A 23,549-nucleotide genomic window follows, 5' to 3' on the forward strand; every position below is an offset into this window, starting at 1 on the left:
ATATGAAAAGAGTATTACTAGTTTTGATTACAGGTTTAACTTTAGTTTCTTGTAATATGAAAAAACCGCTAATAATCGGCCATAGAGGCGCAATGGGCCATGAGACAGAAAACACCTTGGCTTCCGTACAAAAAGCCATGGACTTGGGAGTGGATATGATAGAAATCGATGTGTTCAAAGTTAAAAGTGGTGAAATTGTAGTATTTCACGATGAAAACGTGGAAAGACTAACAAATGGTCCAGGAAGTATAGAGGATTATAATTATATAGATTTAAAAAAACTAATTGTGGATGGTGGACATAAAATACCAATGCTTCAAGATGTCCTCAAATTAATTGATAACAAAGTTGCACTGAATATTGAGTTGAAAGGTGCAAATACTGCGGACCGTGTTAACCACATAATGACTTATTATATAGAAAACAAAGGCTGGTCCGCTGAAAATTTCATTATTTCAAGTTTTAATTGGGATGAATTAAGGGAAATGAGAACGCTTAACCCAAACGTGAAATTAGCCATTCTTACCGAAGAAGACCCAACGGAAGCTATACCCATAGCCAAGGAATTGAATGCGGTTGCAATCAACCCCTATTATAAGAATGTAAATCTCCAAGTTGCTAATACAATAAGAGAAGCCGGACTCAAAATTTATGTATGGACGGTAAACGAAGAAGAAGATATTAACGCCATGAAAAGAATCGATGTAGATGGGATTATTACAAACTACCCAGAAAGAATAAACTAATGTACGATGTGGTTATTGTTGGGGGCGGGGCTGCAGGATTTTATGCAGCTATTCATGTCGCAGAGGCAAGACCAAAAATTAAAATAGCGATTTTAGAACGCGGGAAGGAAGTGCTTGCCAAAGTTAAGGTTTCTGGAGGGGGAAGGTGTAATGTTACCCATGCCGAGTTCCGACCAAAAGAACTCGCTTCTCACTATCCTCGCGGAGAAAGGGAGCTTTTAGGTCCTTTTCATTCCTATGCCAGTGGAGATACCGTTGAATTCTTTGAAAAAAGGGGAGTTGACCTAAAAATAGAAGAGGATGGTAGAATATTCCCAACGACCGACTCCTCGCAAACTATCATAAATTGTTTGACTTCAGAAGCTAAAAAGTTAGGAGTACAAACCTTTCTTCTATGTAGTGTTACCGGGATAGAACCATTTACCGAAGAGAATGAAAAATTATGGCACGTTGCTACAACTACCCAAACTTTTAAAACAAAAAAATTACTCCTTGCAACTGGTAGTAATTTAAAGGTTTGGAAGATGCTGACGCAGTTGGGACACAATATAATTACTCCGGTACCCTCCCTTTTTACATTCAATATTCAGGACGAAAGAATAAAGCATATTCCCGGTCTAAGTACCTACGCTGAGGTAACCGTACTGGACAAAAAAAAGTCGCGGAGGAATTATCAGAAGAATAGTGCGCAAAGTGAGATACTTTTTGCGGAGGGTCCATTGTTAATTACACATTGGGGAATGAGCGGTCCCGCTATTTTAAGGCTCTCGGCTTGGGGCGCTAGAATACTGGAGTCCTATAACTATAGTTTTAGAATTAAAGTTAATTGGGTGCCAGAGTATCATTCAGATGGACTCCTAGAGCTATTTATGAAGGTGAAACAGGTAGAAAAGAAGACTATCCTTAGAACTAAGATAGTTGATGTTCCAAAAAGATTATGGGCCAGTCTTGTCCGTGCTTCAGGTATAAGTGATAAACTTACATGGCCCGAGGTCAGTAAAATTCAACTACAGGAGTTAGCGAATCAACTTACCAGTGGATTGTTTCACGTTAATGGAAAAAGTACGTTCAAGGAAGAATTTGTAACGGCTGGCGGGGTAGATCTAAAAGACATAAATTTTAAAACGTACGAAAGTAAGATACAGCCTAATCTATATTTTGCAGGTGAAATTTTAAATATAGATGCAATTACGGGTGGTTTTAATTTTCAGAACGCATGGACCGGAGGGTTTATAGCGGCTCAGGGCATCGTGAATGGCTTAAGTGAAATTGGAGAGAATGAGTAGGTACATTGCTTTTTTAAGGGGAATCAATGTAAGTGGGCAAAAGAAAGTACCTATGGTAGAACTGCGTTCCATCATGTCCAATATCGGTTTGGAGGAGGTAAAAACCTATATACAAAGTGGAAATGTCATTTTTACAAGTAAGCGTACATTAATATCAAAATTAGAAGAACAAATAGAAAAGGCTATTAAGAAAAATTTCGGTTTTGATGTTCCGGTTTTAGTAAAGTCGGTTGAAGATTTACAGAAAATTTTAAAAAATAATCCTTTCGATGATGGAGATAATTTAGCGGTAAATAAGATTTATTTCGTACTTCTGTTTCAAAATCCGGGCCTAGAAAAAATAAATGCTTTTAAGAATGAAGTATTTCCCAGTGAAAAATGGGAATTTAATAATAATTGTATCTACCTATGTTGTGAGAACGGCTATGGTAAAGCTAAACTGAATAACAATATGATAGAACGAAAGTTAAAGGTCGATGCGACGACTAGGAATTACAGAACTATGCACAAGCTAATAGAAATGGGCATAAATTAATTAAGTTCCCATAATTTATAATTTAGGATGGTTGCAAAACAAACCCATGCCAAATAAGGAATCAATAAAACCGCGGCTACCTTACTAACTAATTTAAACCATTTTATGGTAAATAGTATCATTACCAACAAAGCTAGAATAACCAGTAAAGCCCAAAAGGGAGATTTTAGACCAAAAAAGACAATACTCCAAAGCGCGTTTAACAACAATTGGAAACCAAAGTGATATAAGGCGGTCTTAACCCATTTATGATGAAATCCCTTGGCCCAAACCCATCCTGCGGAAACCCCCATTAACACGTAAAGCACCGTCCATACTGGCGCAAATAGCCAATTCGGCGGATTAAAGCTTGGCTTGTTTAAAGTTAGGTACCAATCGTTTACTGAACTTTGTGTAACCACGCTGGAGAGGAACCCAATAATCAGGCATACCGCAACGCTGATAAAAACATACATTAGTTTTTTCTTCATCTGGGTGGTGTTCAAGCTCTAAAATAATCATTTATTTTAATTGCTCCGGCTAAAAACTATCTTTGCACAAAGGTTGTTTTAATGACAGAAAAAGATTTCATCCCTTCTGGATATTTACAGTTAATAAAAGAAGGTAAGGTTGGCTATAAATCCCCTAGTAACATTGCTTTGGTAAAATATTGGGGCAAAAAAGAAGGGCAAATTCCGGCAAATCCATCTATTAGCTTTACTTTAAGTGCATGTTCGACTACCACGATACTCAGCTTTAATAAACTACCAAAACCAACGAAATATTATTCATTTGAGCTTTTATTTGAAGGGAAGCCCAAGCTCGATTTTAATCCAAAAATCATCACCTTTTTTGATAGAATACTACCTTATTTTCCTTTTTTAAAAGAATACCATTATGTTATTGAGACAGGCAATTCATTTCCCCATAGCAGTGGTATTGCATCTTCTGCTAGTGGTATGGCAGCATTGGCGCTCTGTCTCCTGGAAATAGAACGACTACATCTTCCCAATTTAGAAGAAAAATATTTCATGAAAAAAGCTTCTTTTTTGGCCCGTTTGGGTTCTGGAAGTGCTTGTAGAAGTCTAGAAGGGCCAATAGTGGAATGGGGACTTCATAAGGATATACCTGAAAGTTCTAATTTGTATGGAGTAAAATATTCAAGTGAAGTACATCCTATATTCAAAAATTTTCATGACACCATATTGCTGGTGGATAAAGGGGAGAAACAAGTAAGTAGTACTGCAGGTCACGATTTGGTCAATGGACACCCATTTGCTGAACGCCGTTTTGAACAGGCTCATAAGAACTTAACTCGATTAAAATCCGTTCTAAAGGAGGGGGATTTATCAGGATTTGTAAAAATTGTTGAAAGCGAGGCATTGACCTTGCATGCCATTATGATGACTGGTGACCCTTACTTTATTCTAATGAAGCCCAATACCCTGGAAATCATTAATAAAATATGGTTATTTAGGGAGAAATCAGGAACACACGTTTGCTTTACTTTGGATGCAGGTGCCAATGTTCATGTACTATATCCGGAGAACGAGAAAGAGATGGTGAATCAATTTATTGTGAATGAGTTAGTTGTATACTGTCAAAACCAGCAGTATATTTGTGATAGAATTGGGTTGGGAGCTAAAAAACTAGTGGTTTAGGAGCATACTTTAAATACTATTTTGACGTTTTTAAGGTAAATTTTTAAGCAAAACACTTAATTTTTTGAAGAGAAAACCCAGAAATTGGTGTTTTAGTTGCTTATATTTATATAGTTGTAGCGCCTTACAGACTTATATTTAAAAATGAAAGGACCATTATTTTATTCTAAGATCCTACTTTTTGGAGAATATGGAATCATCAAAGACTCTAAAGGGCTTTCCATTCCTTATAATTTTTTTAAAGGGGCCTTGAAAATCAATGACAATTCTGAGATTGCTAAAAAATCCAATAAGGCATTAAAGGATTTTGCCATCTATTTAAAAGGGCTTTCCAAAAATGAACCTGAATTGGTTTCGTTTGATTTTGAATCGATGGAACAGGATATTGAAGAGGGCATGTACTTTGATAGCTCAATTCCTCAAGGATATGGTGTTGGAAGTAGCGGAGCTTTAGTTGCTGCAATCTATGATAAGTATGCAACGGATAAAATTACGGTTCTCGAAAATCTTACCAGAAATAAACTTTTAAGCCTAAAAGATATTTTTGGTAAAATGGAGTCTTTTTTCCACGGAAAATCTTCTGGATTAGATCCATTGAATAGTTATTTAAGCCTTCCAATTCTTATAAACAGTAAGGATAATATAGAGTCTACCAGCATTCCATCACAAAATTTAGAGGGCAAGGGTGCTGTATTTTTATTGGATAGTGGTTCCATTGGTGAGACAGCACCCATGGTTCAGATTTTTATGGAGCAAATGAAAAATGACGGTTTTAGAAATATGTTGAAAAACCAATTTATAAAACATACGGATGCGTGCGTTGAAGATTTTGTAAATGGAAATATAAAATCACTTTTCGGCAACCTAAAAAAACTGTCCCACGTTGTATTGGATAATTTCAAACCAATGATTCCTACAAAATTTCATGAGGTTTGGAAACAGGGTATCGAATCAAATGACTACTATTTAAAACTCTGTGGCTCTGGAGGTGGAGGTTATTTTTTAGGATTTACCGAGGATTTTGAGAAGGCAAAAAGGGCATTAAAAGACTACAAATTAGAAGTGGTTTATAACTTCTAGTACACCTAAAATACATGCTTAGTAGAAAAGACAAACTCTTGCTATTAAAGGTTTTGAGTCTCTTTTCCGTTGTACGTGGGTATAATCTCTTGATGATTGTTATCGCACAGTACTTGGCATCTATATATATTCTTTCTCCTGATCTCCCCTTAAGACAAGTGGTTTTCGATGTAAATCTTTTTATTATTGTTATAGCTTCCAGTTTGGTCATAGCAGGTGGTTATATTATTAATAATTTCTATGATGCGGAGAAAGACTTAATTAACAAGCCTAGAAAAAGTATGTTGGATAGGTTGGTAAGTCAACGGTTTAAATTATCCGCCTACTTTATTCTGAATTTTTTGGCCGTATTTGCCGCTAGCTATGTTTCTTTTAAAGCGGTTCTTTTCTTTTCGGCCTATATTTTCGGTATTTGGTTGTATTCCCATAAGCTCAAAAAAATCCCTTTTTTAGGAAATTTTGTTTCTGCAACATTGGCCATAACCCCTTTTTTTGCTGTATTTGTGTACTATAAGAATTTTGAATCGGTAATCTTTGTCCATGCCATGTTTCTATTTCTTTTGATTTTGGTAAGGGAGGTTATTAAGGACTTGGAAAATATTTCAGGAGATGTTGCTCAAAATTACAGGACCGTACCTATTATTTATGGTGTGGGTGTTTCTAAAATTTTAATTGTTATACTGCTCCTATTTACACTTATTCCGTCTTTGCTATTAACTTTTAAGTTCGATGTGGGCTACATGAATTATTATTTTGCCGGTTGTATTGGTTTGTTCATAGTATTTACGATTATCTTGGCCAAATCTAGCACTAGAAAGCATTTTGTATGGTTGCATAACATTCTAAAATTGATCATTGTTGTTGGTGTGTTTAGTATACTACTTATTGATGTTGACTTGGTACTGAACCGTATTTTATAGTACCCATATCGAGCTTTGTTTTGGTCCTATTTCAATTTTCTGTGTTAAACAAAAACCGAATTCCATATTTCATACATTTCCCTTTGCTACCTTTGTACAAAATCAGGAAGTTATGAGTAGGGATGATTCCAAAAAAGGGAACAAGGCGTCTGGAAGACAAGGAGGGAATTTCAGAAAAAAGAGTTATGCTCGGGGAAATGCTCCAATAAAGAAAAACACTTCTTCCAAACAGTTTAGTGACCCGGATTCCATTAGACTAAATAAATATGTGTCAAATTCAGGAGTTTGTTCAAGAAGGGATGCAGATATCTATATTGCCGCCGGTAGTGTAACGGTAAATGGAAAGCCAATTACTGAAATGGGGTATAAAGTTAAGCTCACCGATGAGGTGAAATTTGATGGTCAGTTACTAAATCCCGTTAAAAAGGAATATGTGTTGCTAAACAAACCCAAGGATTTTACCACTTCAATCAGGGATGAAAAGGGGAAGCGCCATGTTTCTGGGTTAATTTCTAGCGCTTCAAAGTCAAAATTACTTCCTGTGGACAAATTGGATAAGGAAGATGTTGGCCTACTTTTATTCACCAATGACGGCGACCTTACCAAGCGATTAAAAAGCCCTATTAATGGATTGCGAAAAATCTTTCATCTTGTATTGGACAAGGATTTAAGAAGCGCCGATCTTAAAAAAATCCAAGAAGGTGTGCTGGTCGATGAAAAAATAGTAAAGGTCCAAGATATAAGCTATATCACAGATGCTCCAAAAAGGGAAGTGGGTATTGAAATTTATAGTTCCAGAGGTAAGATTGTGCAACGGTTGTTTGAACAATTGGATTACAAAATCATAAAACTGGACCGTGTCGTTTATGGTGGACTCACAAAAAAAGATTTACCTAGAGGACATTGGCGCTACCTTACCGAACAAGAAATCATCAACTTAAAGATGATTAAATAGGAGTACTAAAATAACTAACGAATGAAATTGTTTCAATGCACTAACTGCAACAATACTGTTGTCTTTGAAAACAATATCTGCGTTAGTTGTGGCCATTATTTGGGTTTTTCCTCCTACTATAACCAAATGGTTGCTCTGGACCCTAATTCAATACAATGGAACATACCGGCCTTAGATGGTAATGATTACACTTACTGTTCCAATAACCAACACGGTACTTGCAATTGGTTGGTTCCCGTGCGACACTCATCAAATTTTTGTTTGGCCTGCTCATTAAATAGGACTATACCTGACTTAAGCAACGAAGAAAACTTAAAGCGCTGGAAACGAATCGAATTTGCCAAGCATAGATTGGTATATCAACTTTTGCGACTGAGGTTGCCCGTTATAAGCAAAACTATCAATTCTGAAAACGGACTTTGTTTCGACTTTCTTTCGAAGGAAGATTTTGACAGTGCTGACAAGGATATAAAAACTGGACATGCCAATGGGGTAGTAACTATTTTAATTTCAGAGGCCGATGCAGTAATTAGAGAGAAGGTAAAGCAAGAAATGGAAGAGCGTTACAGAACGCTTTTAGGACACTTTAGACATGAAGTGGGACATTATTATTGGGATAGACTTGTACGTTTTGATAATGCAGTTCTTGATGGATTTAGAAATGTTTTTGGTGACGAATCCACCTCTTATCCCGATGCTCTGAGTAAGCATTATTTTAACGGCCCAATGGGCAATTGGCAAGATTTCTATATAAGTAAATATGCTTCTTCACATCCTTGGGAAGACTGGGCCGAAACCTGGTCTCATTATCTTCATTTAATGGATGCCCTTGAAACGGCCTTTAATTTTGGATTAAGAACAGCGCCAAAACTCAATAAAGAAAGCGAGCTAGAAATGAAAGCCAATTTTGACCCTTACCAAGAAAAGAATTTTGGGGTTATCTTGGAAACTGGCATACCCTTGTTGTATACGATGAACAGTATGAATCGCTCTATGGGGGAGGATGACCCCTATCCTTTCGTAATATCCGATCCTGTAAAAATAAAATTAGAGTTTATTCATAACCTCCTAAATCGAAGGGGTTAGCATTTGAACCAAATTTTGACTCAAAAGGGTTATCTATTTTATCTTATTAAAGCTTTATTGAGGTAAAACAAATAACATGAATATATCACCGGTATTAGGCTTTGCAAAATTATTGGTTAAGAGTAGAAAGACAAAACTTCTGTTAATTGGGGCCCAGCTGGGCTATGTGGGTTATAAATATTTAAAAAACAGAAAACAAAAGTACCCTAAACCCAAATCAAAGGCAGTCAAAACAACGGATTAAAGGACTGGGTAAACCCAAATCCTCCGAACCTTTTAAAGGTGTATTTAGATATTCCTTCTCGGTTAGAATTTCATAAAAATCCTCGGCTATTTGGGGAAGGTTCTTTTTTCGGGATTGAATATTACCAATAATCTCTTTTGCATCTAATTTGTAAAGTTGTTCTGGCCATACCTTAAAGCTATTCGCTATCATACGATCTGTTAACATGCTTTGTAATTTTTCGGCCTCGGTCAAAAATTCCTTCTTGGAGCTATTTTTTAGGAAGTAAACATCAAAAGGCATGACTAAACCCGGAAGATAATCTATGTCCTTTTCAAAGGACTGTAGTCCAGGGAGCAAGTGCCTATTTGAAATGATGGTTGGAATTAAACCGCCAATGTTAAAAAATGCATTATCCCTGTCTCCTGCAATGGGCACTGCGGTATAGCTTCTTTCCTTCTTTGTTACTGCCCATCCCCATTGTTTGGAATGTCTGTCCCAGTCGCCAATTATAATGTCGAACAATCTGGCCCTTATCAGTGTTTTTCTGTCAATTTTTAAATCAGACCCAAGGTCAACTTTTAATTCTTGGAGGTCGTCGGTATCGATGATTTCTTCAACTCCTTGATAAGGAATCCAGTTTCTACCGCCCTCGGTTTCATGCTCCAAAAGGTAGATTCTATTTCCATAATTTTCATTATATTTTCCTAAGGACTTTTGTTGTGGAATGAATACGGCCCTAGGTTGGGTATGAATTAAATTTGCCTTGTCCGCCAATCTAGCGACGGCTAATGCCGAAAAAGGATGCTGTGCGGAAATACCATCTACGATAATATTTTCTAAACCTAATGTTTTTGCCCATTCCGGAATTAAAGGTTTTGGGTCTTTGTTTATACTTCTTAATGTATAGATGTATCCCTCTTTAGATTTCAACTTTAAACTGTGTGTTTGTTTTCCTCCGCCTTCCTCTAAAATTTCCACTCCCCCGAAAAGTGTATCCAAATATACGATAGGGAAATTTACGGGGGTGGACCAAGCTTCGCGGTACTGTTCACCCTGTATTATTGTTTTTATAGGGTTTGCCTTGTATAGCATACTGGGCGAAATGGTAACAGAATCATGTTTGGAAAAATCAAATGATTCCAAATCTTCTGTAGTTTTAACGATACAAGTGGTAAATTCTTTATCCGTGGAAGAAATTGAAAAATAGGTCAAAAGGATTAATACCAAGATGATAATACCTACACCTAAACCAATTTTTTTCATTCGCAAAAGTTACCCAATCAAGAGAACTTTTTGTAATTCAGAAACAAGTTTTAAGAGCCCTAAAACTTTCTTTCTTCGAATAATAACCACAAATCAGGGTCTAAAAGGATTTCTTTAGGTGCTGCTTTTAATGGAATTTCAAAAGTCGTCTTTTTGCTATTGATGTCCAGTGAGTAGGTTCTATCAATAACTCCGTCAACCTGAATTTCCAATGGAAAAGAAAATATATGATAATCCTGTACTTGTTCTATATCTATATAGAGCTTATTCTTTTCATAATGCCACTCCCATTTCAATTCAGGATAACCTTTGGTAAATACCCATTGCTGGAAAAATTTATCCAGCTCTTTTCCGGATACTTGCTCCATCACTTCTTTAAAATCCTCCGTCATAGCATTGGCATTCTGATACCTTTTGTAGTAGGAAACTATCCCTTCCCAAAAAAGTTCATCTCCTAGCTCGCGACGTAACATATTAAGGACCCAACCCCCTTTTTGATATGTATTTACACTTAAAACCTTTAAAGGTTCTTTTATGGAAGGGTCAACTATAGGAGAGGGGTTTTTCTTGAAATAATCAATGATTTCATTCCTGTCTAGCAATAATTCTTGTTTTCTTTTATCATCACCATACACACTTTCTTGATATAAAATAGCAAAGTAAGTGGCAAAACCTTCACTGAGCCATACATGGTTCCAATCATTTTCCGAAGCGGAATTTCCAAACCATTGATGGGCAATTTCATGAGCAATAAGTCCTTCCACTTCATTTTTACCATTGACGGAATTTTCAAAATAAGCAATGGTACCCGCATTTTCCAGTCCGCCCCATTGGGTTTTTGCCTGCATATTGGCCAATTTGGCATAAGAGTAGGGACCGATCTGGTCTATAAAGTACTTTAGGACTTTGGTAGCAACACCATAATCTGAAAAACCATCCAATCGGTTTTCAGGATATACCCAGGCTGATACCGGAATATCGTAGACCTTGTCCAATAGTCTACTCGCAAACTTGGTAACGCCTATAGTGACCACTTTCATGGCAACTGGCGCAGGCTCTTTATAAACGGTTAATTTTTTACCATTCTCGAGGTAGCTTTCTTCGATTTTTTCTCCTGTGGCCACTACATCATAATGGTCAGGTGCGGTGATTTGAAATTCTATTGAAGCTTTATCATAGGGATGGTCGACCGACGGTAACCAATGGCGTGCTAAATTGGGCCAATTATCCCCAAAAAAGGAACGTTGACCAAATTTAGTGGTGTCAATTACCAATCCTCTTTCGGGTACCCCATGGTAGGATACTTTAAAAACTTGATAATCATGGCTATTTTGGCTTGGTGAAATCTTTATTTTATTGTTTTCAAAGGAATAGTTGACATTTTCATCACCTTCCAAAACCTGAGTAATCTCCATCCCAAATTCTCCGGATTTACCTATTAAATCTACACTAAAAGGTTTTGCATCACCCTTAAAATCCACTAAAATTTCGGCTGTTCCTTTTATTTCATCGTTCTCGTCGCTTAACTCAAGATTGAAGATGTAACTTTTAACATCAGCGGAATCATTTCTAATATAGGTATCCTGACAATGAAGAGAATAGTTAAGAAGAAGAAATAAACTAAAGAAAGCAGTGAAACCTAAAAATCGATTTTTCATGAATATAAATGGGCAATAAAAGATAAGGGTCTAATATAGAATATATATCCATTTTATCCACACAAAGAGGGCACCATAAGTCTTAAAAATCAAAAATGGGTCAATAAGAACCTCTCTATAGTCTTCTAGTTTAAAACTCTTTTCAAATTAAATGTGCTTTGAAAAATAACAATAGTTATTATTTAATAAAGAGCACTAAAATTTTGATTTGCATCAAGGATGATCTATTCTTTGTTCTACCTTGATTCAGGTTAAATAAAAATAGGATTGAGATGAGGTTTTCTTTAAGGCAGCTGCCAAAATTATTACTAAGCACTTTTAACGCTTGGTTAGAAAAAGAACCGTTTAAAATTAGTGCGGTAATAGCCTATTATGCGATTCTTTCCTTGCCTGGGTTATTGATAATTATTTTGGAAGTTGTTGGTGCTATTTGGGGCAAAGAAATTGTTAAAGGGGAACTCTTTTCAGAAATATCCTCAGCCATGGGGCCGGAAACCGCTCAATCGATTCAAGGAATGTTGTCCGATCCTGGTAGTGAGAATACCTCTACTTTAGCCACTTTTTTGGGGATTTGTGTGCTAATTTACGGAGCAACTGGAGTTTTTTACCAACTGCAGAACGCGTTGAACGATATTTGGGGTGTATCACCAAACTATTCCAATGAAATTATAGCCACTCTTTTTGGTAGGTTGAAGAGTTTCGGCTTTATTCTGATATTTGGATTCTTATTGCTCATTAGCTTTGTAATCACCTCATTTTTATCTGCCTTTTCCAAGCAACTGTCAAGGTTGCTTTCTACCAGTATAGTGGAATGGACTTTTGTCATGGATATTTTACTGTCCCTCGTTTTTATATATTTCTTGTTTGGCGCTATGTTCAGATATCTTCCAAGTGTGAGAATTAAATGGAGTGCCGTAAAAATTGGAGCTGGACTGACCGCCCTTTTGTTTCTGTTGGGGAAATATGCGCTTGCCTTTTATTTTGGAAAAGCCGAGCCGGGCTCTACTTATGGAGCTGCAGGCTCTATAATCTTGGTCATGCTCTGGGTTTCATATTCCAGTTTAATAGTGACCTTTGGGGCCCAGTTTACAAAGGTTTACTCAGATAAGTATATAAAATCGGCTTAACCCTTTTTTTTCATTTTAGCACGGATTTCTTCAAGGCATAGATTTCCCAGACTGCCTTCATGGGTATGGGAAATATCTCTTTTTGGAACGAAACTCCCTTCATTGATTTCCATCCCCATTTTTTTGTAGGCATCCCTAAATGGCATTCCATTTTGGACGAGCTCATTCAAGGTGTCAACACTATAGAGATAATCGTATTTCTCGTCCTCCAAAATGTTTTTGTTCACTCGAATTTCTTTTAAACTAAAGGTCAGTATTTCCAGACAAGCCTTCATATCCTGAATTGCGGGAACAATGATTTCCTTTACCAATTGTAAATCTCTGTGATAACCACTTGGTAAATTATTGATGACTAAAGTCAACTGGTTGGGTATGGATTGCAGTTTATTACACTTTCCTCTAACCAACTCAAATACATCGGGGTTTTTCTTATGTGGCATAATACTACTGCCCGTAGTTAACTCATCTGGAAACGAAACAAAGTTGAAGTTTTGGCTCATATACAAACATATGTCCATAGCCATTTTGGAGAGTGTTGCAGCAATACTGGCCATTCCAAAAGCTGTAGCTTTTTCTACTTTTCCTCTTCCCATCTGAGCGGATACAACGTTGTACTTCAATGTTTTGAAACCCATTTCCTTGGTGGTGAAGTTCCTATCTATAGGGAAGGAACTACCATAACCGGCTGCACTGCCCAAGGGATTTTGGTCGGCTACTTTGTGTGCTGCTTCGATAAAGTAAAGATCATCAATCAAGCTTTCGGCATAGGCGGAGAACCATAGTCCAAAAGAGGATGGCATGGCAATCTGTAAGTGGGTATATCCAGGAAGTAGAACGGATTTATGTTCTTCGGCTAGATTTAAAAGTAAATCGAAAAGTGATTTTGTCTGATTTTTTATTTCTTTGAGTTCGTCTTTCAAGTAGAGATGCATGGCTACCAATACTTGGTCATTTCTTGAGCGTGCCGTATGTATTTTTTTTCCTGTATCGCCTAACTTTTCAGTCAGAATAAATTCAATTTTCGAATGCATATCCTCGAAGGACTCCTCAATAGTAAACTCGCCTTTTTCTATGGAATCCTCAATTTTATCCAATTCCGAAACTAAGTCCTCTGTTTCTGTTGTATTAAGCAATCCTATTTTACCCAACATTTTTGCATGTGCTTTTGATGCAACAACGTCATACTTGGCCAAATACAAATCTAATTCACGATCATTGCCAACCGTAAAATGGTCTATCTTTTTATCCGTGCTAAATCCTTTGTCCCAAAGTTTCATTTTTGACGATTTTTTATTTCAGGAATCCTTCCAATATTTTAATATACAAATCTATTCCTTCTTCAATTTCGTGAACGTAAATATACTCATCGGCTGAGTGGGAACGCGTACTGTCACCAGGTCCCAATTTTAGGGATTGACAACTTAATGCTGCTTGATCGGATAGGGTTGGAGAACCGTAGGTTTCCCTTCCCAAGGCGATTCCTGATTTTACCAAAGGATGGTCCTTGTCAATTCGAGACGAATTTAGTTTTAAACCTCTTTCTTTCAGTTCACAAGGAGCTTCCGACCTCAATAATTCAGCGATTTCTTTATTGGTATACTTGTCGTTCACGCGAACGTCTATCACCAAATCCACTTGTGAGGGAACTACGTTGTGTTGGCTGCCGGCATTTATCTGGGTAACGGTCAATTTAACGTCCCCCAAAGCTTCCGAGGTCCTGTCAAAGGAATAGTTTTTGAACCACTCCAGAACCTTGATGGTATTATAAATAGCATTATTGTCATTAGGATGTGCCGCGTGTGATGGAGTACCTTTTACCGTAGCATCAAAAACAACCAAGCCTTTTTCCGCTATGGCCAATTGCATTAGGGTAGGTTCCCCGACAATGGCAACATCTATTTTTGGTAAACGGGGTAATAGTCCACGTAAGCTATGCTCACCTGCATTTTCCTCTTCTGCCGAAGCCACCATTAAGATATTATGACTCAAGATTTTGGAACGATAGTAAAAGGTAAATGTGGCAATTAGAGATACTAAACACCCGCCCGCGTCATTACTGCCTAGACCGAAAAGTTTGCCATCTTCAATATGAGGATAAAAAGGGTCTTTTGTATAGGCTTGGTTGGGTTTAACCGTATCATGATGCGAGTTTAATAGCAAGGTTGGCTTGGAATCATCCCAATACTTGTTCTTGGCAAAAACGTTGTTATGCTCCCTTTCAAAGGAGATATCAAAAGCTTTAAACCAATTTTCTATAGCAGCTGCTGTACCCTCTTCTTCATTTGAGAAAGACTGGATAGCGATTAATTCCTTCAATAATTCAATCGCCTTTTTCGTTAGTTGGTTCTGATTCATCTTACAAAGTTAAGGTAGTGAACATAGAATCGTTTTTATCTAGCATGTCCATATTTCCCAAACAAACCGTATCCACCTTATTATTCAATGCATGAAAGCAGTTTTCTAATTTAGGAAGCATACCATCCGCAATTACACCTCCGGCCAAAAGCTGTTTGTATTTTTTGGTGTCGATTTCTTTAACTACGGATGTATCGTCGGAAACATTTAACAATACCCCGGGTTTTTCAAAACAGTAATAAAGCGTAGTGACAAAGATATCTCCTAGACCAATCGCAAGTTCCGATGCAATGGTATCCGCATTTGTATTTAACAACTGTCCCTTGCCATCGTGACTCATAGCGCAGAAAACCGGTGTTAGTCTTAAAGTTAGTAGATGGGCGAGTAAAGCGGTATTCACGCTATCGATATCGCCGGCAAAACCATAATCAACATGTTTTACAGGTCTTTTATGAGCCTGTATGCTATTACCATCTGCACCACTTAATCCTATAGCATTACAGTTTTTAGCCTGTAACCGGGCCACAATATTTTTATTGGTGAGACCCGCATAGACCATGGTTATAATATCTAAGGTTTCGGCATCGGTAATTCTTCGTCCTCCGACCATTTTGGACTTGATTCCCAATTTTGTTGCTAATTGAGTGGCCAATTTGCCCCCTCCATGGACTAAGATTTTTAAACCCTCCAATTCTGAAAAAAGGGTCAAAAATTTTTCTAGTTCACTTGTGTTCTCAATAACGTTTCCTCCAATTTTTACTATGGATAATTTCTCCTTCATACTATGAATTTATGATTCCCCCATCAATGGTCATAGCCGTTCCCGTAATCCAAGAGGCATCTTCGGAGACTAGGAACAAAGATAGTTTTGCTATTTCCTCAGGCGTTCCTAATCTTTTTAACAAAGTAGATTTACCGGCATTTTCCACGGCAGATTCCGGATGTTCGAAAGCTTTAGCCGAATCCCACAGCAATGGTGTATCTACCGGTCCGGGACAAATTGCATTGACCCTTATATCTGGACCATATTCTACGGCCATTTGTTTCATTATGGCAACAGAACCTGCCTTAGAGGCACAATATGCTGGATGATTTGGAAAACTTTTGAAAGCCGCAATCGATGCATTGATTAAAATATTTCCTTTTGATTTTTTTAAATGGGGGATTGCATATTTACTTAGATAAAAAATAGCACTCAAGTTGGTATTGATGGTACTGTGCCAAACCTCAATAGGTAAATCCACCACGTTTCCTAAACCAAGAATTCCGGCATTTAAGGATACGACATCCAACGTTCCAAAGTTGGATATGGCAGTTTCTACCAGTTTTTCATTGTAGCCTAATTCACGTACATCCCCTTCCAAAAAAATAGAATTATCTAGACTTGATTCCAATTTTGAGCCGCGTACCTTATCCCTACCGGATAAAACCAACTTAGCACCTTCTGCCGACAACTTTTCCGCAATAGCTTTTCCCATTCCGCTAGTGGCACCGGTAATAATACAAACTTTGTCTTTCAGTTTTAGGCTCATCTCTTTGATAGGCTTTCCAATATTTTTTTTAAAACAATTTGTGCGGCATAGGTCCTATTATTGGCCTGTTCAATAACCAAGCTTTGTTCACTGTCCAGCACCGCATCTTCGACCACCACATTTCTACGTACCGGCAAACAGTGCATAAATTTGGCCGAACCCAATTTTTCCATGGTCATCATCCAATTAGAATCTTGATTTGAAACGTTTCCGTAATCGGTATAACTGCTCCAATTTTTTACATACACAAAATCCGCGTTTTCCAATGCTTTTTTTTGGTCGTATTCAATGGTCGTATTTTTGGAAATGGCTTCGTTCAGTTCATATCCCTCAGGATGGGTGATTACAAAATCGGCTTCTTGCAGTTGCATCATTTCCACAAAGGAATTGGCCACTGCATGGGGTAGGGCCTTTGGATGAGGAGCCCATGACAAAACCACTTTGGGCTTGACCTTTGTTTTTTGTTCTTCCATGGTAATGGCATCGGCCAAAGCTTGCAATGGATGACCTACAGAGCTTTCCATATTCACAATGGGAATACTGGTATATTTCTTAAAACCGTTCAACACAACTTCGGCTTCGTCCTGTTCCTTATCGGTCAAAGAGGCAAAAGCTCTAATGGCCACAATATCGCAAAATTGTGAAACTACTTGGGCAGCCTCTTTAATATGTTCTGAAGTGTTCTGATTCATTATGGTGCCATCTCCGTATTCCAACGCCCAACCTTCATTACCAAAATTCATGACCATAACCTCCATGCCCAAGTTCATGGCCGCTTTTTGTGTGCTTAAACGGGTTCTAAGACTATTGTTGAAAAAAAGCAGGCAAATAGTCTTATCTGCACCCAGTTTTTTATCCGCTTTGGGGTTAGCCTTTAGTTTCTGAGCTTCTTTTACCCATTCAGATAGATTGTCTATATCACTAATGGACAAGTAATTCTTCATATCTTGATTTTTGTAAAGTTTGATGCGCCTTCAATCGCATCCAAAATAAAATTATCCTTAAGGCCGTTCACAATCCAGGTTTCAATGTGAGCTTTTTTTGCAATTTTAGCGGCCTCCATTTTAGACTCCATCCCACCGGTACCATGGGAAGATTTTTCCATACTGATTTCCTTCTCTAAATCACTGATATAATTAACTTCCAAAATGGTTTTGGGACTGATATGATTGATGGTCTCTTTTACGTAAATTCCATTGGTATTAGTGGCAATAATCAATAAGTCTGCCTTTAGAAGGCTAGCGGTCAAGGCCGCAAGTTTATCATTGTCACCAAATTGAATTTCATCCGTAGCTACGGTATCATTCTCATTGATAATAGGTATAAAATTATTTTCTACCAGCACGTTAATGGTGTTCCTTATATTTTCCTTGGATTCCGGTTTTTCAAAATCTGAATAAGAAAGCAAACATTGTGAGGTGAAAAGCCCCAACTCCCTAAAGTTTTCCTGGAAGATACGCATCAAATGGGGCTGACCTATGGATGCCAAGGCCTGCTTAACCGTAATTTCCTTTCCATTGTGCTCCAAGTTTACAAATTGTTTGGCGGCGGCAATAGCACCTGAACTTACTAGAATGAACTCGTAATCGTTTTTAAGCTTTGCAATTTGCCTACCGATATCCTCAATCTTACCTCTAGAAATCTGGTCGGTTTCCTTGGTAAGGGTATTGGAGCCAATTTTTAATAAAATTCTTTTTTTGGACATTACTTTTCTTGTCTTTAGCTTTTAGCCGTTTGCTTAATAATTTTTCTAACTCCTAACTAAGGTCCCGACTGCACTCGACCTGACAGATTTATTTATTTTACCATCAACCATTTACCTTACCTGACCGTTGCCTTTTACATACCACTTATTGGTCACCAGATGTTGAAGGCCAATGGGCCCTCTTTGGTGCAATTTATCCGTGCTTATCGCTAACTCCCCACCGAGTCCAAACTGTCCGCCATCCGTAAATCGGGACGAGGCATTGTGATACACTGCCGCAGAATCCACTGAAGTCATAAACTCGTCGGCCTTTTCATCGTTGTTGGTTACGATAACGGCGGAGTGGCCTCCACCATACGTGTTTATAGTGCTTACCGCTTCATTTAAGTCGGGAACCTGGCCTATAAGAATTTTATAGTCCAAAAATTCCTCATACCAGACCTTTTCGTGGGGAATTACTGATGTTCCCTCCAAACCTTCCAACTTGGCATCCGTCAAAATTTCGACATTATGCTTTTTCAAGGATTGGGTGAGATGTTGTAAAAACTCCTGCTTTCTTGGTAAATCTCTTGAAATAAGAACTTTGTCCAAGGCGTTACATGCTGATATTTTTGACGTTTTCCCATTGATAATAATGTCGAGAGCCATCTGCAGATCGGCCTCTGTATCCACATAGACAAAATTGTTTCCCCTTCCACTGACGATAACTGGGCAGGTAGCATGTTCCTTCACAAAGGCGATTAACTTTTCTCCGCCACGAGGAACTATCAAATCCAATTTTTGTGATGGATTTTCCAAAAAAGCTTGGGTTTGTAATCGGTTAAATTGGAGATAGGTTACCCAATCTGAGGAGCAACTATGCTCCTCCAATGCTTGGTGCCAAAGGTCTACCAAGAAAAGATTACTGTGAAATGACTCCTTTCCACCCTTTAATAAGATTTTGTTACCCGATTTAAAAGTGATTCCCGCCGCCTCAATGGTGACATCCGGTCTGGATTCATAGATGATTAGAATGGTTCCAAAAGGAGCAGTTTTATTGCTGACTCTAATTCCATTTTCATGGGTAAAGGAAAAACGTTCAATGCCGAGGGGATCCGGTTCGTTGGCCAGTTTTTCCAAAGCCGAAATCATTCCCTCGATTTTGGATTTGTCCACTTTTAATCGGTCGGCCATGGCCAAATCCTCACCATTGTAGCCATTCAAATCCTTTTGATTGGCTTCCAATAACGTTGATTTTTCTATAGAAATTAATCGTGCCATGGTAGTTAACACGGCATTTCGCACTTTTATGTCTAGTGGCTTGCTCAATGTAATGCTGCTTTTAAGGCTTTAAAAAAAATATCGATATCCTTTTCCGTAATATTTAAAGCTGGCAGGATTCTAAGTACATACTTGTCTTTTGCGCCTCCGGTAAACAAATGATGGTCATAAATCAGTTTTTTTCGCAGTGAACTTACCTCAAAATCAAATTCCAATCCCAACATCAATCCTCTACCTTTTACCCTTTTTACTTGTGGAATTTCTTTTGCCTTTTGGCTAAAATATGCACCGATTTTGGCTGCATTTTTTACTAAATCTTCTTTTTCAATGACCTCCAAAACGGCCAAACTGGCAACACAGGCCAAATGATTACCACCAAAAGTAGTTCCCAATAGACCATGACTTGCCTTAATATCTTCATGTATCAATATTCCTCCAACAGGGAAACCATTGCCCATACCTTTGGCAATACTTATGATGTCCGGCTGAATACCATGGTGTTGAAATCCAAAGAATTTTCCACTTCTTCCAAATCCGGACTGTACTTCATCTGCAATTAATACAACCTGGTTTTCCTTGCACAAGGAAGCGATTTCTTGACAAAAACTAGTGGTCGGCTCATCCAATCCGCCAACGCCCTGTATGGTCTCAAGGATTACCGCACAAACATCACCTTTCCCCAGTTCTTTTTTGAGGACTTCTGTATCATCCAAACTTAAAAAGGTCACCTGCTGTTGTTTGTTGATTGGGGCGTTTATTGCTACATTGTCCGTAGCGGCAACAGCTGCCGAGGTTCTGCCATGAAAACTATTTTTAAAGGCAATCACCCTTGATTTTTCAGTGACAAAGGAGGCCATTTTTAATGCGTTCTCATTAGCCTCAGCACCTGAATTGCACAAAAAGAGATTGTAATCTTCGCAATCTGAAAGAGTTCCTAGTTTTTCCGCCAATTCCACTTGTAAAGGGTTTTGGACCGCATTACTGTAGAACCCTATTTTGTCCAATTGGTCTTTTAATCGTTTAATATAATGTGGATGGGAGTGCCCAATGGAAATTACGGCGTGGCCACCGTAGAAATCCAAATACTCTTGGCCTTTGTCATCTGTCACTATCATTCCCTTTGCGGAAACCGGGGTAACATCGTACAGTGGATATACGTCGAAAAGTTTCATCTATCTATCTTTTTTTGAACTCCGTTATTTTATCGTAGGAAGCTACAATACCCTGGATAAGGGATGAGCTTAATCCTTGGTGCTCCATTTCGTTCAACCCTTGTATGGTACAGCCCATTGGGGTAGTAACCCTATCTATTTCCTCTTCCGGATGGTTGCCGGATTCTATCAATAATTTTGCCGCTCCATTACAAGTATGCATGGCTAGTTCCTGAGCTTCCTTCGCATCGAAGCCTAATTGAATGGCCCCTTGTGTTGTAGCTCTTATTAAACGCATCCAAAAAGCAATACCGCTGGCACAGATAACTGTTGCCGCCTGCATTTGTGCTTCGGGAATTTGCATGGAATGTCCCATTCTATTGAAAATCGCCTTGGCCAAATCAATACGGTTTTTACCTTTATCATTACTGCAGATACAGGTCATGGATTCCCCGACTGAAATAGCAGTGTTGGGCATACTTCGAATGATATATCTATCGGATCCGATAATGGCTTCTATCTTATGAATTTCAAAACCGGTGATTGTGGAAATGATTACATGGTTATCGTTCAAAAGGTCTTTGACGCTTTCAAGTATATCGGCAAAATGACTCGGCTGAACCGCAAAAATTAAAATGTCCGACTTAGCCACCGCTTCCCTATTATCTGAAGTAACAGTGACGTTTCCATATTTTTCGTACTCGGAGATGGACTCTGCATTTCTTTTGGTAAGGTACATACTCGTTGCACCATTACTATTGAGTATCCCCTTAGCTATGGAAAGTCCTAAATTACCTGTTCCTATAATGGCTATTTTCATGTGTCTATTTTTTATTGTTTTTCAACGACATCTAGAAAACACTCGCCTTAAGATTTAGTCCAAGATTTTCTTCCAGGCCTAAAATTAAGTTCATGTTCTGTACCGCCTGCCCGGATGCTCCTTTTAATAAATTATCGATGGCAGAAGTAATCAATAGGGTATCGTTATGCTTATGCAGATGAATATGGCAATTGTTCGTGTTCACTACTTGTTTTAAATGGAGTGGCTCTTCCGAAACATGAGTGAAAACCGCATCGGCATAATATCCTTTGAAAAATTTCTTGGCCTCTTCAAGAGTACCGGTAAAATTTGTATATGCGGTAGCCAAAATCCCTCTGGTGAAGTTACCCCGATTGGGAAGGAAAAATAGTTCTCCCGTTTTTTCCTGTAGGGAATTTAAACTTTCGTTAATTTCCCCTAAGTGTTGATGCGTAAAAGGTTTGTACCAGCTTACATTATTATTTCTCCAGCTAAAGTGGGAAGTATCCGAAGGGCTTACGCCTGCACCTGTGCTTCCCGTTACGGCATTTACATGAATGTTTTCCGATAGTTTTCCTTTTTCCGCAAGCGGTAGTAAGGCTAATTGTATCGCTGTGGCAAAACAACCTGGATTTGCAATGTATTGTGCGTTTACGATTTTCTTTGAATTCAATTCGGGTAGACCATAGACAAATTGTTTCCCGTTGAAATTGGCATCCGCCCGTAACCGAAAATCATTGCTTAAATCAATGATGATAGTCTCGGATGAAAACTCATTTTCCAATAAAAACTTGGAGGAATTTCCGTGTCCTAAACAGAGGAATACAACATCAACCTCTAGGTTTACATCACCTGTAAATTGTAAATCCGTCAGTCCTAAAAGGTCGGTATGTGCGGTCGATAAACCTTTACCGGCCCTTGTGGTGGAATAGACAAAATCGATTTCCACCGCGGGATGGTTTAGTAAAATTCGAATCAGTTCCCCGCCAGTATAACCTGAGCCGCCGATAATACCTGCCTTAATCATCGTTTTGGTTTACGTGGTTATAAATTTTTCCTGCGTTAGACTGTATTTTGATAAAGCCCTTAGCCTCCTGGGCCGTCCAACCTTTGTTCATTTCGCCATAACTTCCAAAAGAAGCGTTCATTAAATCGTGCGGAGACGAAATTCCATTTAATCTAAATTGGAATGGGTATAAGCTTATAAATACATCCCCGGACACCGTTTTTTGGGTATCCGTTAAAAAGGCTTCTATATTTCGCATCACGGCATCTAAATAGTTTCCTTCATGTAAGAGCATGCCATAGAAATTTCCTTGTAGTTCCTTTTGATATTGTTGCCACTTGGTCAAGGTGTGCTTTTCCAATAGGTGATGGGCCTTAATGATAATCAAGGCAGCCGCGGCCTCAAATCCAACCCTTCCCTTAATTCCTATTATGGTATCACCCACATGAATGTCCCTGCCAATGGCATATTTGGAGGCCATGTCTTCTAACTTTTCAATATTGTTCACAGGTTTGTCGGAAATGTCATCTATGGCTACCAACTCACCATTTTCGAAGGTCAGCTTCACATCTGTTGGTGTTTTTTCTTCTAACTGACTTGGGTAGGCGCTATCGGGTAATGGCTTGTCCGATGTAAGGGTTTCATCTCCGCCTACGGAGGTTCCCCAAAGACCTTTATTAATACTGTACTTGGCTTTTTCCCAAGGATAATCTACTCCGTTTTCCTTTAAATACTGAATTTCTACTTCACGGGCCAATTTATTATCTCTTATTGGAGTGATAATTTCTATTTCCGGTGCAATAATTTGGAAAATCATATCAAAACGAACTTGGTCGTTTCCCGCACCCGTGCTACCATGGGCAATGTACTTGGCTCCAATTTTTTTGGCATGGTTTACAATTTCGATAGCCTGTACAATTCGTTCGGAACTAACAGATAAAGGGTAGGTATTGTTCTTAAGTACGTTCCCGAAAATTAGATACTTAACTACCTTATCGTAGAAGGTCTGTACGGCATCAATAGAGGTGTATGAAGTTGCTCCCAATTCCAGAGCCTTTTCTTCGATGGTTTTTATTTCTTCAGTAGAAAATCCGCCGGTATTAACGCTCACCGCATGTACCTCGAATCCCTTTTCCTTTGATAAATATTTTGCGCAATAGGAGGTGTCCAATCCCCCACTATATGCTAATACTAATTTCATGCGTTCTATTTTATGTAT

23 protein-coding genes are annotated in these 23,549 nt (G+C 38.3%); 9 read left to right on the forward strand and 14 right to left on the reverse strand.

Annotation, left to right across the window (positions count from 1 at the left end):
- Positions 1–2 precede the first annotated feature (2 nt).
- The 3 genes from PP182_RS06270 to PP182_RS06280 are packed head-to-tail and all read left to right on the forward strand — an operon-like array spanning position 3 to position 2,567.
- Positions 3–746, forward strand: a complete 744-nt coding sequence (locus tag PP182_RS06270) for a glycerophosphodiester phosphodiesterase (protein WP_272650481.1) — start codon at positions 3–5, stop codon at positions 744–746.
- Positions 746–2,032: an NAD(P)/FAD-dependent oxidoreductase gene (locus PP182_RS06275; protein WP_272650482.1), complete on the forward strand. Its 1,287-nt coding sequence runs from the start codon at positions 746–748 to the stop codon at positions 2,030–2,032. The genes PP182_RS06270 and PP182_RS06275 overlap by 1 nt, the downstream gene beginning before the upstream one ends.
- A complete protein-coding gene (locus PP182_RS06280; protein WP_272650483.1) occupies positions 2,025–2,567 on the forward strand; it encodes a DUF1697 domain-containing protein in 543 nt (180 codons plus the stop codon). Before PP182_RS06275 ends, PP182_RS06280 begins: the two co-directional genes overlap by 8 nt.
- Here PP182_RS06280 and PP182_RS06285 read toward each other — a convergent pair.
- On the reverse strand, positions 2,564–3,037 hold the full coding sequence (locus PP182_RS06285) for a TspO/MBR family protein (RefSeq protein WP_272650484.1): 474 nt from the start codon (positions 3,035–3,037) through the stop codon (positions 2,564–2,566). The two genes, PP182_RS06280 and PP182_RS06285, sit on opposite strands and share 4 nt — an antisense overlap.
- Positions 3,038–3,118: 81 nt before the next feature.
- Between PP182_RS06285 and PP182_RS06290 the strand changes: the two genes are divergently transcribed.
- From PP182_RS06290 to PP182_RS06310, 5 genes are all read left to right on the forward strand, one after another.
- A complete protein-coding gene (locus PP182_RS06290; protein ID WP_272650485.1) occupies positions 3,119–4,207 on the forward strand; it encodes a diphosphomevalonate/mevalonate 3,5-bisphosphate decarboxylase family protein in 1,089 nt (362 codons plus the stop codon).
- Between the two features lie 144 nt (positions 4,208–4,351).
- Positions 4,352–5,287: a mevalonate kinase family protein gene (locus PP182_RS06295; protein ID WP_272650486.1), complete on the forward strand. Its 936-nt coding sequence runs from the start codon at positions 4,352–4,354 to the stop codon at positions 5,285–5,287.
- A gap of 14 nt (positions 5,288–5,301) precedes the next feature.
- Positions 5,302–6,207 (forward strand): geranylgeranylglycerol-phosphate geranylgeranyltransferase, encoded by a 906-nt coding sequence (locus PP182_RS06300; RefSeq protein ID WP_272650487.1) that lies wholly within the window; start codon positions 5,302–5,304, stop codon positions 6,205–6,207.
- Between the two features lie 112 nt (positions 6,208–6,319).
- A complete protein-coding gene (locus PP182_RS06305; RefSeq protein WP_272650488.1) occupies positions 6,320–7,162 on the forward strand; it encodes a pseudouridine synthase in 843 nt (280 codons plus the stop codon).
- A gap of 21 nt (positions 7,163–7,183) precedes the next feature.
- Positions 7,184–8,248, forward strand: a complete 1,065-nt coding sequence (locus PP182_RS06310) for a zinc-binding metallopeptidase family protein (protein ID WP_272650489.1) — start codon at positions 7,184–7,186, stop codon at positions 8,246–8,248.
- Between the two features lie 217 nt (positions 8,249–8,465).
- On the opposite strand, the gene PP182_RS06315 is transcribed toward PP182_RS06310, so the two are convergent.
- Together PP182_RS06315 and PP182_RS06320 are read right to left on the reverse strand one after the other, a co-directional pair.
- Positions 8,466–9,737 carry a hypothetical protein gene (locus PP182_RS06315; protein WP_272650490.1) on the reverse strand — a complete coding sequence of 424 codons (1,272 nt, stop codon included), beginning with the start codon at positions 9,735–9,737 and terminating at the stop codon, positions 8,466–8,468.
- A gap of 59 nt (positions 9,738–9,796) precedes the next feature.
- Complete coding sequence (locus PP182_RS06320; protein ID WP_272650491.1) at positions 9,797–11,395, reverse strand: M1 family metallopeptidase; 1,599 nt, start codon at positions 11,393–11,395, stop codon at positions 9,797–9,799.
- 272 nt (positions 11,396–11,667) lie between these two features.
- On the opposite strand from PP182_RS06320, the gene PP182_RS06325 reads away from it, so the two are divergent.
- Entirely contained in the window at positions 11,668–12,522 is an 855-nt protein-coding gene (locus tag PP182_RS06325) for a YihY/virulence factor BrkB family protein (protein WP_272650492.1), read from the forward strand.
- Here the strand turns inward: PP182_RS06325 and argH are convergent.
- The 11 genes from argH to argG form a co-directional block, all read right to left on the reverse strand.
- Positions 12,519–13,799, reverse strand: coding sequence for an argininosuccinate lyase (argH, locus tag PP182_RS06330; RefSeq protein WP_272650493.1), 1,281 nt, complete (start codon positions 13,797–13,799; stop codon positions 12,519–12,521). The genes PP182_RS06325 and argH overlap by 4 nt on opposite strands.
- Before the next feature lie 13 nt (positions 13,800–13,812).
- Positions 13,813–14,877, reverse strand: coding sequence for a M20 family metallo-hydrolase (locus tag PP182_RS06335; RefSeq protein ID WP_272650494.1), 1,065 nt, complete (start codon positions 14,875–14,877; stop codon positions 13,813–13,815).
- 1 nt (position 14,878) lies between these two features.
- Positions 14,879–15,658, reverse strand: a complete 780-nt coding sequence (gene argB / locus PP182_RS06340) for an acetylglutamate kinase (protein ID WP_272650495.1) — start codon at positions 15,656–15,658, stop codon at positions 14,879–14,881.
- A 1-nt stretch (position 15,659) separates the two neighbouring features.
- Positions 15,660–16,409, reverse strand: coding sequence for an SDR family NAD(P)-dependent oxidoreductase (locus PP182_RS06345; RefSeq protein WP_272650496.1), 750 nt, complete (start codon positions 16,407–16,409; stop codon positions 15,660–15,662).
- Positions 16,406–17,353: an acetylornithine carbamoyltransferase gene (locus PP182_RS06350; RefSeq protein WP_272650497.1), complete on the reverse strand. Its 948-nt coding sequence runs from the start codon at positions 17,351–17,353 to the stop codon at positions 16,406–16,408. Before PP182_RS06350 ends, PP182_RS06345 begins: the two co-directional genes overlap by 4 nt.
- Positions 17,350–18,114, reverse strand: a complete 765-nt coding sequence (gene proB, locus PP182_RS06355) for a glutamate 5-kinase (protein WP_272650498.1) — start codon at positions 18,112–18,114, stop codon at positions 17,350–17,352. The genes PP182_RS06350 and proB overlap by 4 nt, the downstream gene beginning before the upstream one ends.
- Before the next feature lie 111 nt (positions 18,115–18,225).
- Positions 18,226–19,422: a glutamate-5-semialdehyde dehydrogenase gene (locus PP182_RS06360; protein ID WP_272650499.1), complete on the reverse strand. Its 1,197-nt coding sequence runs from the start codon at positions 19,420–19,422 to the stop codon at positions 18,226–18,228.
- Complete coding sequence (locus PP182_RS06365) at positions 19,419–20,546, reverse strand: aspartate aminotransferase family protein (protein WP_272650500.1); 1,128 nt, start codon at positions 20,544–20,546, stop codon at positions 19,419–19,421. Before PP182_RS06365 ends, PP182_RS06360 begins: the two co-directional genes overlap by 4 nt.
- 4 nt (positions 20,547–20,550) lie before the next feature.
- Entirely contained in the window at positions 20,551–21,345 is a 795-nt protein-coding gene (proC, locus tag PP182_RS06370) for a pyrroline-5-carboxylate reductase (RefSeq protein ID WP_272650501.1), read from the reverse strand.
- 31 nt (positions 21,346–21,376) lie between these two features.
- The gene (gene argC, locus PP182_RS06375; RefSeq protein ID WP_272650502.1) at positions 21,377–22,351 is read right to left on the reverse strand and encodes an N-acetyl-gamma-glutamyl-phosphate reductase; all 975 of its coding nucleotides are present in this window, start codon (positions 22,349–22,351) and stop codon (positions 21,377–21,379) included.
- Positions 22,344–23,531: an argininosuccinate synthase gene (gene argG, locus PP182_RS06380; RefSeq protein ID WP_272650503.1), complete on the reverse strand. Its 1,188-nt coding sequence runs from the start codon at positions 23,529–23,531 to the stop codon at positions 22,344–22,346. Before argG ends, argC begins: the two co-directional genes overlap by 8 nt.
- Positions 23,532–23,549 lie beyond the last annotated feature (18 nt).

This window comes from Maribacter sp. PR1 (genome assembly GCF_028464145.1).
Taxonomy (GTDB): domain Bacteria; phylum Bacteroidota; class Bacteroidia; order Flavobacteriales; family Flavobacteriaceae; genus Maribacter.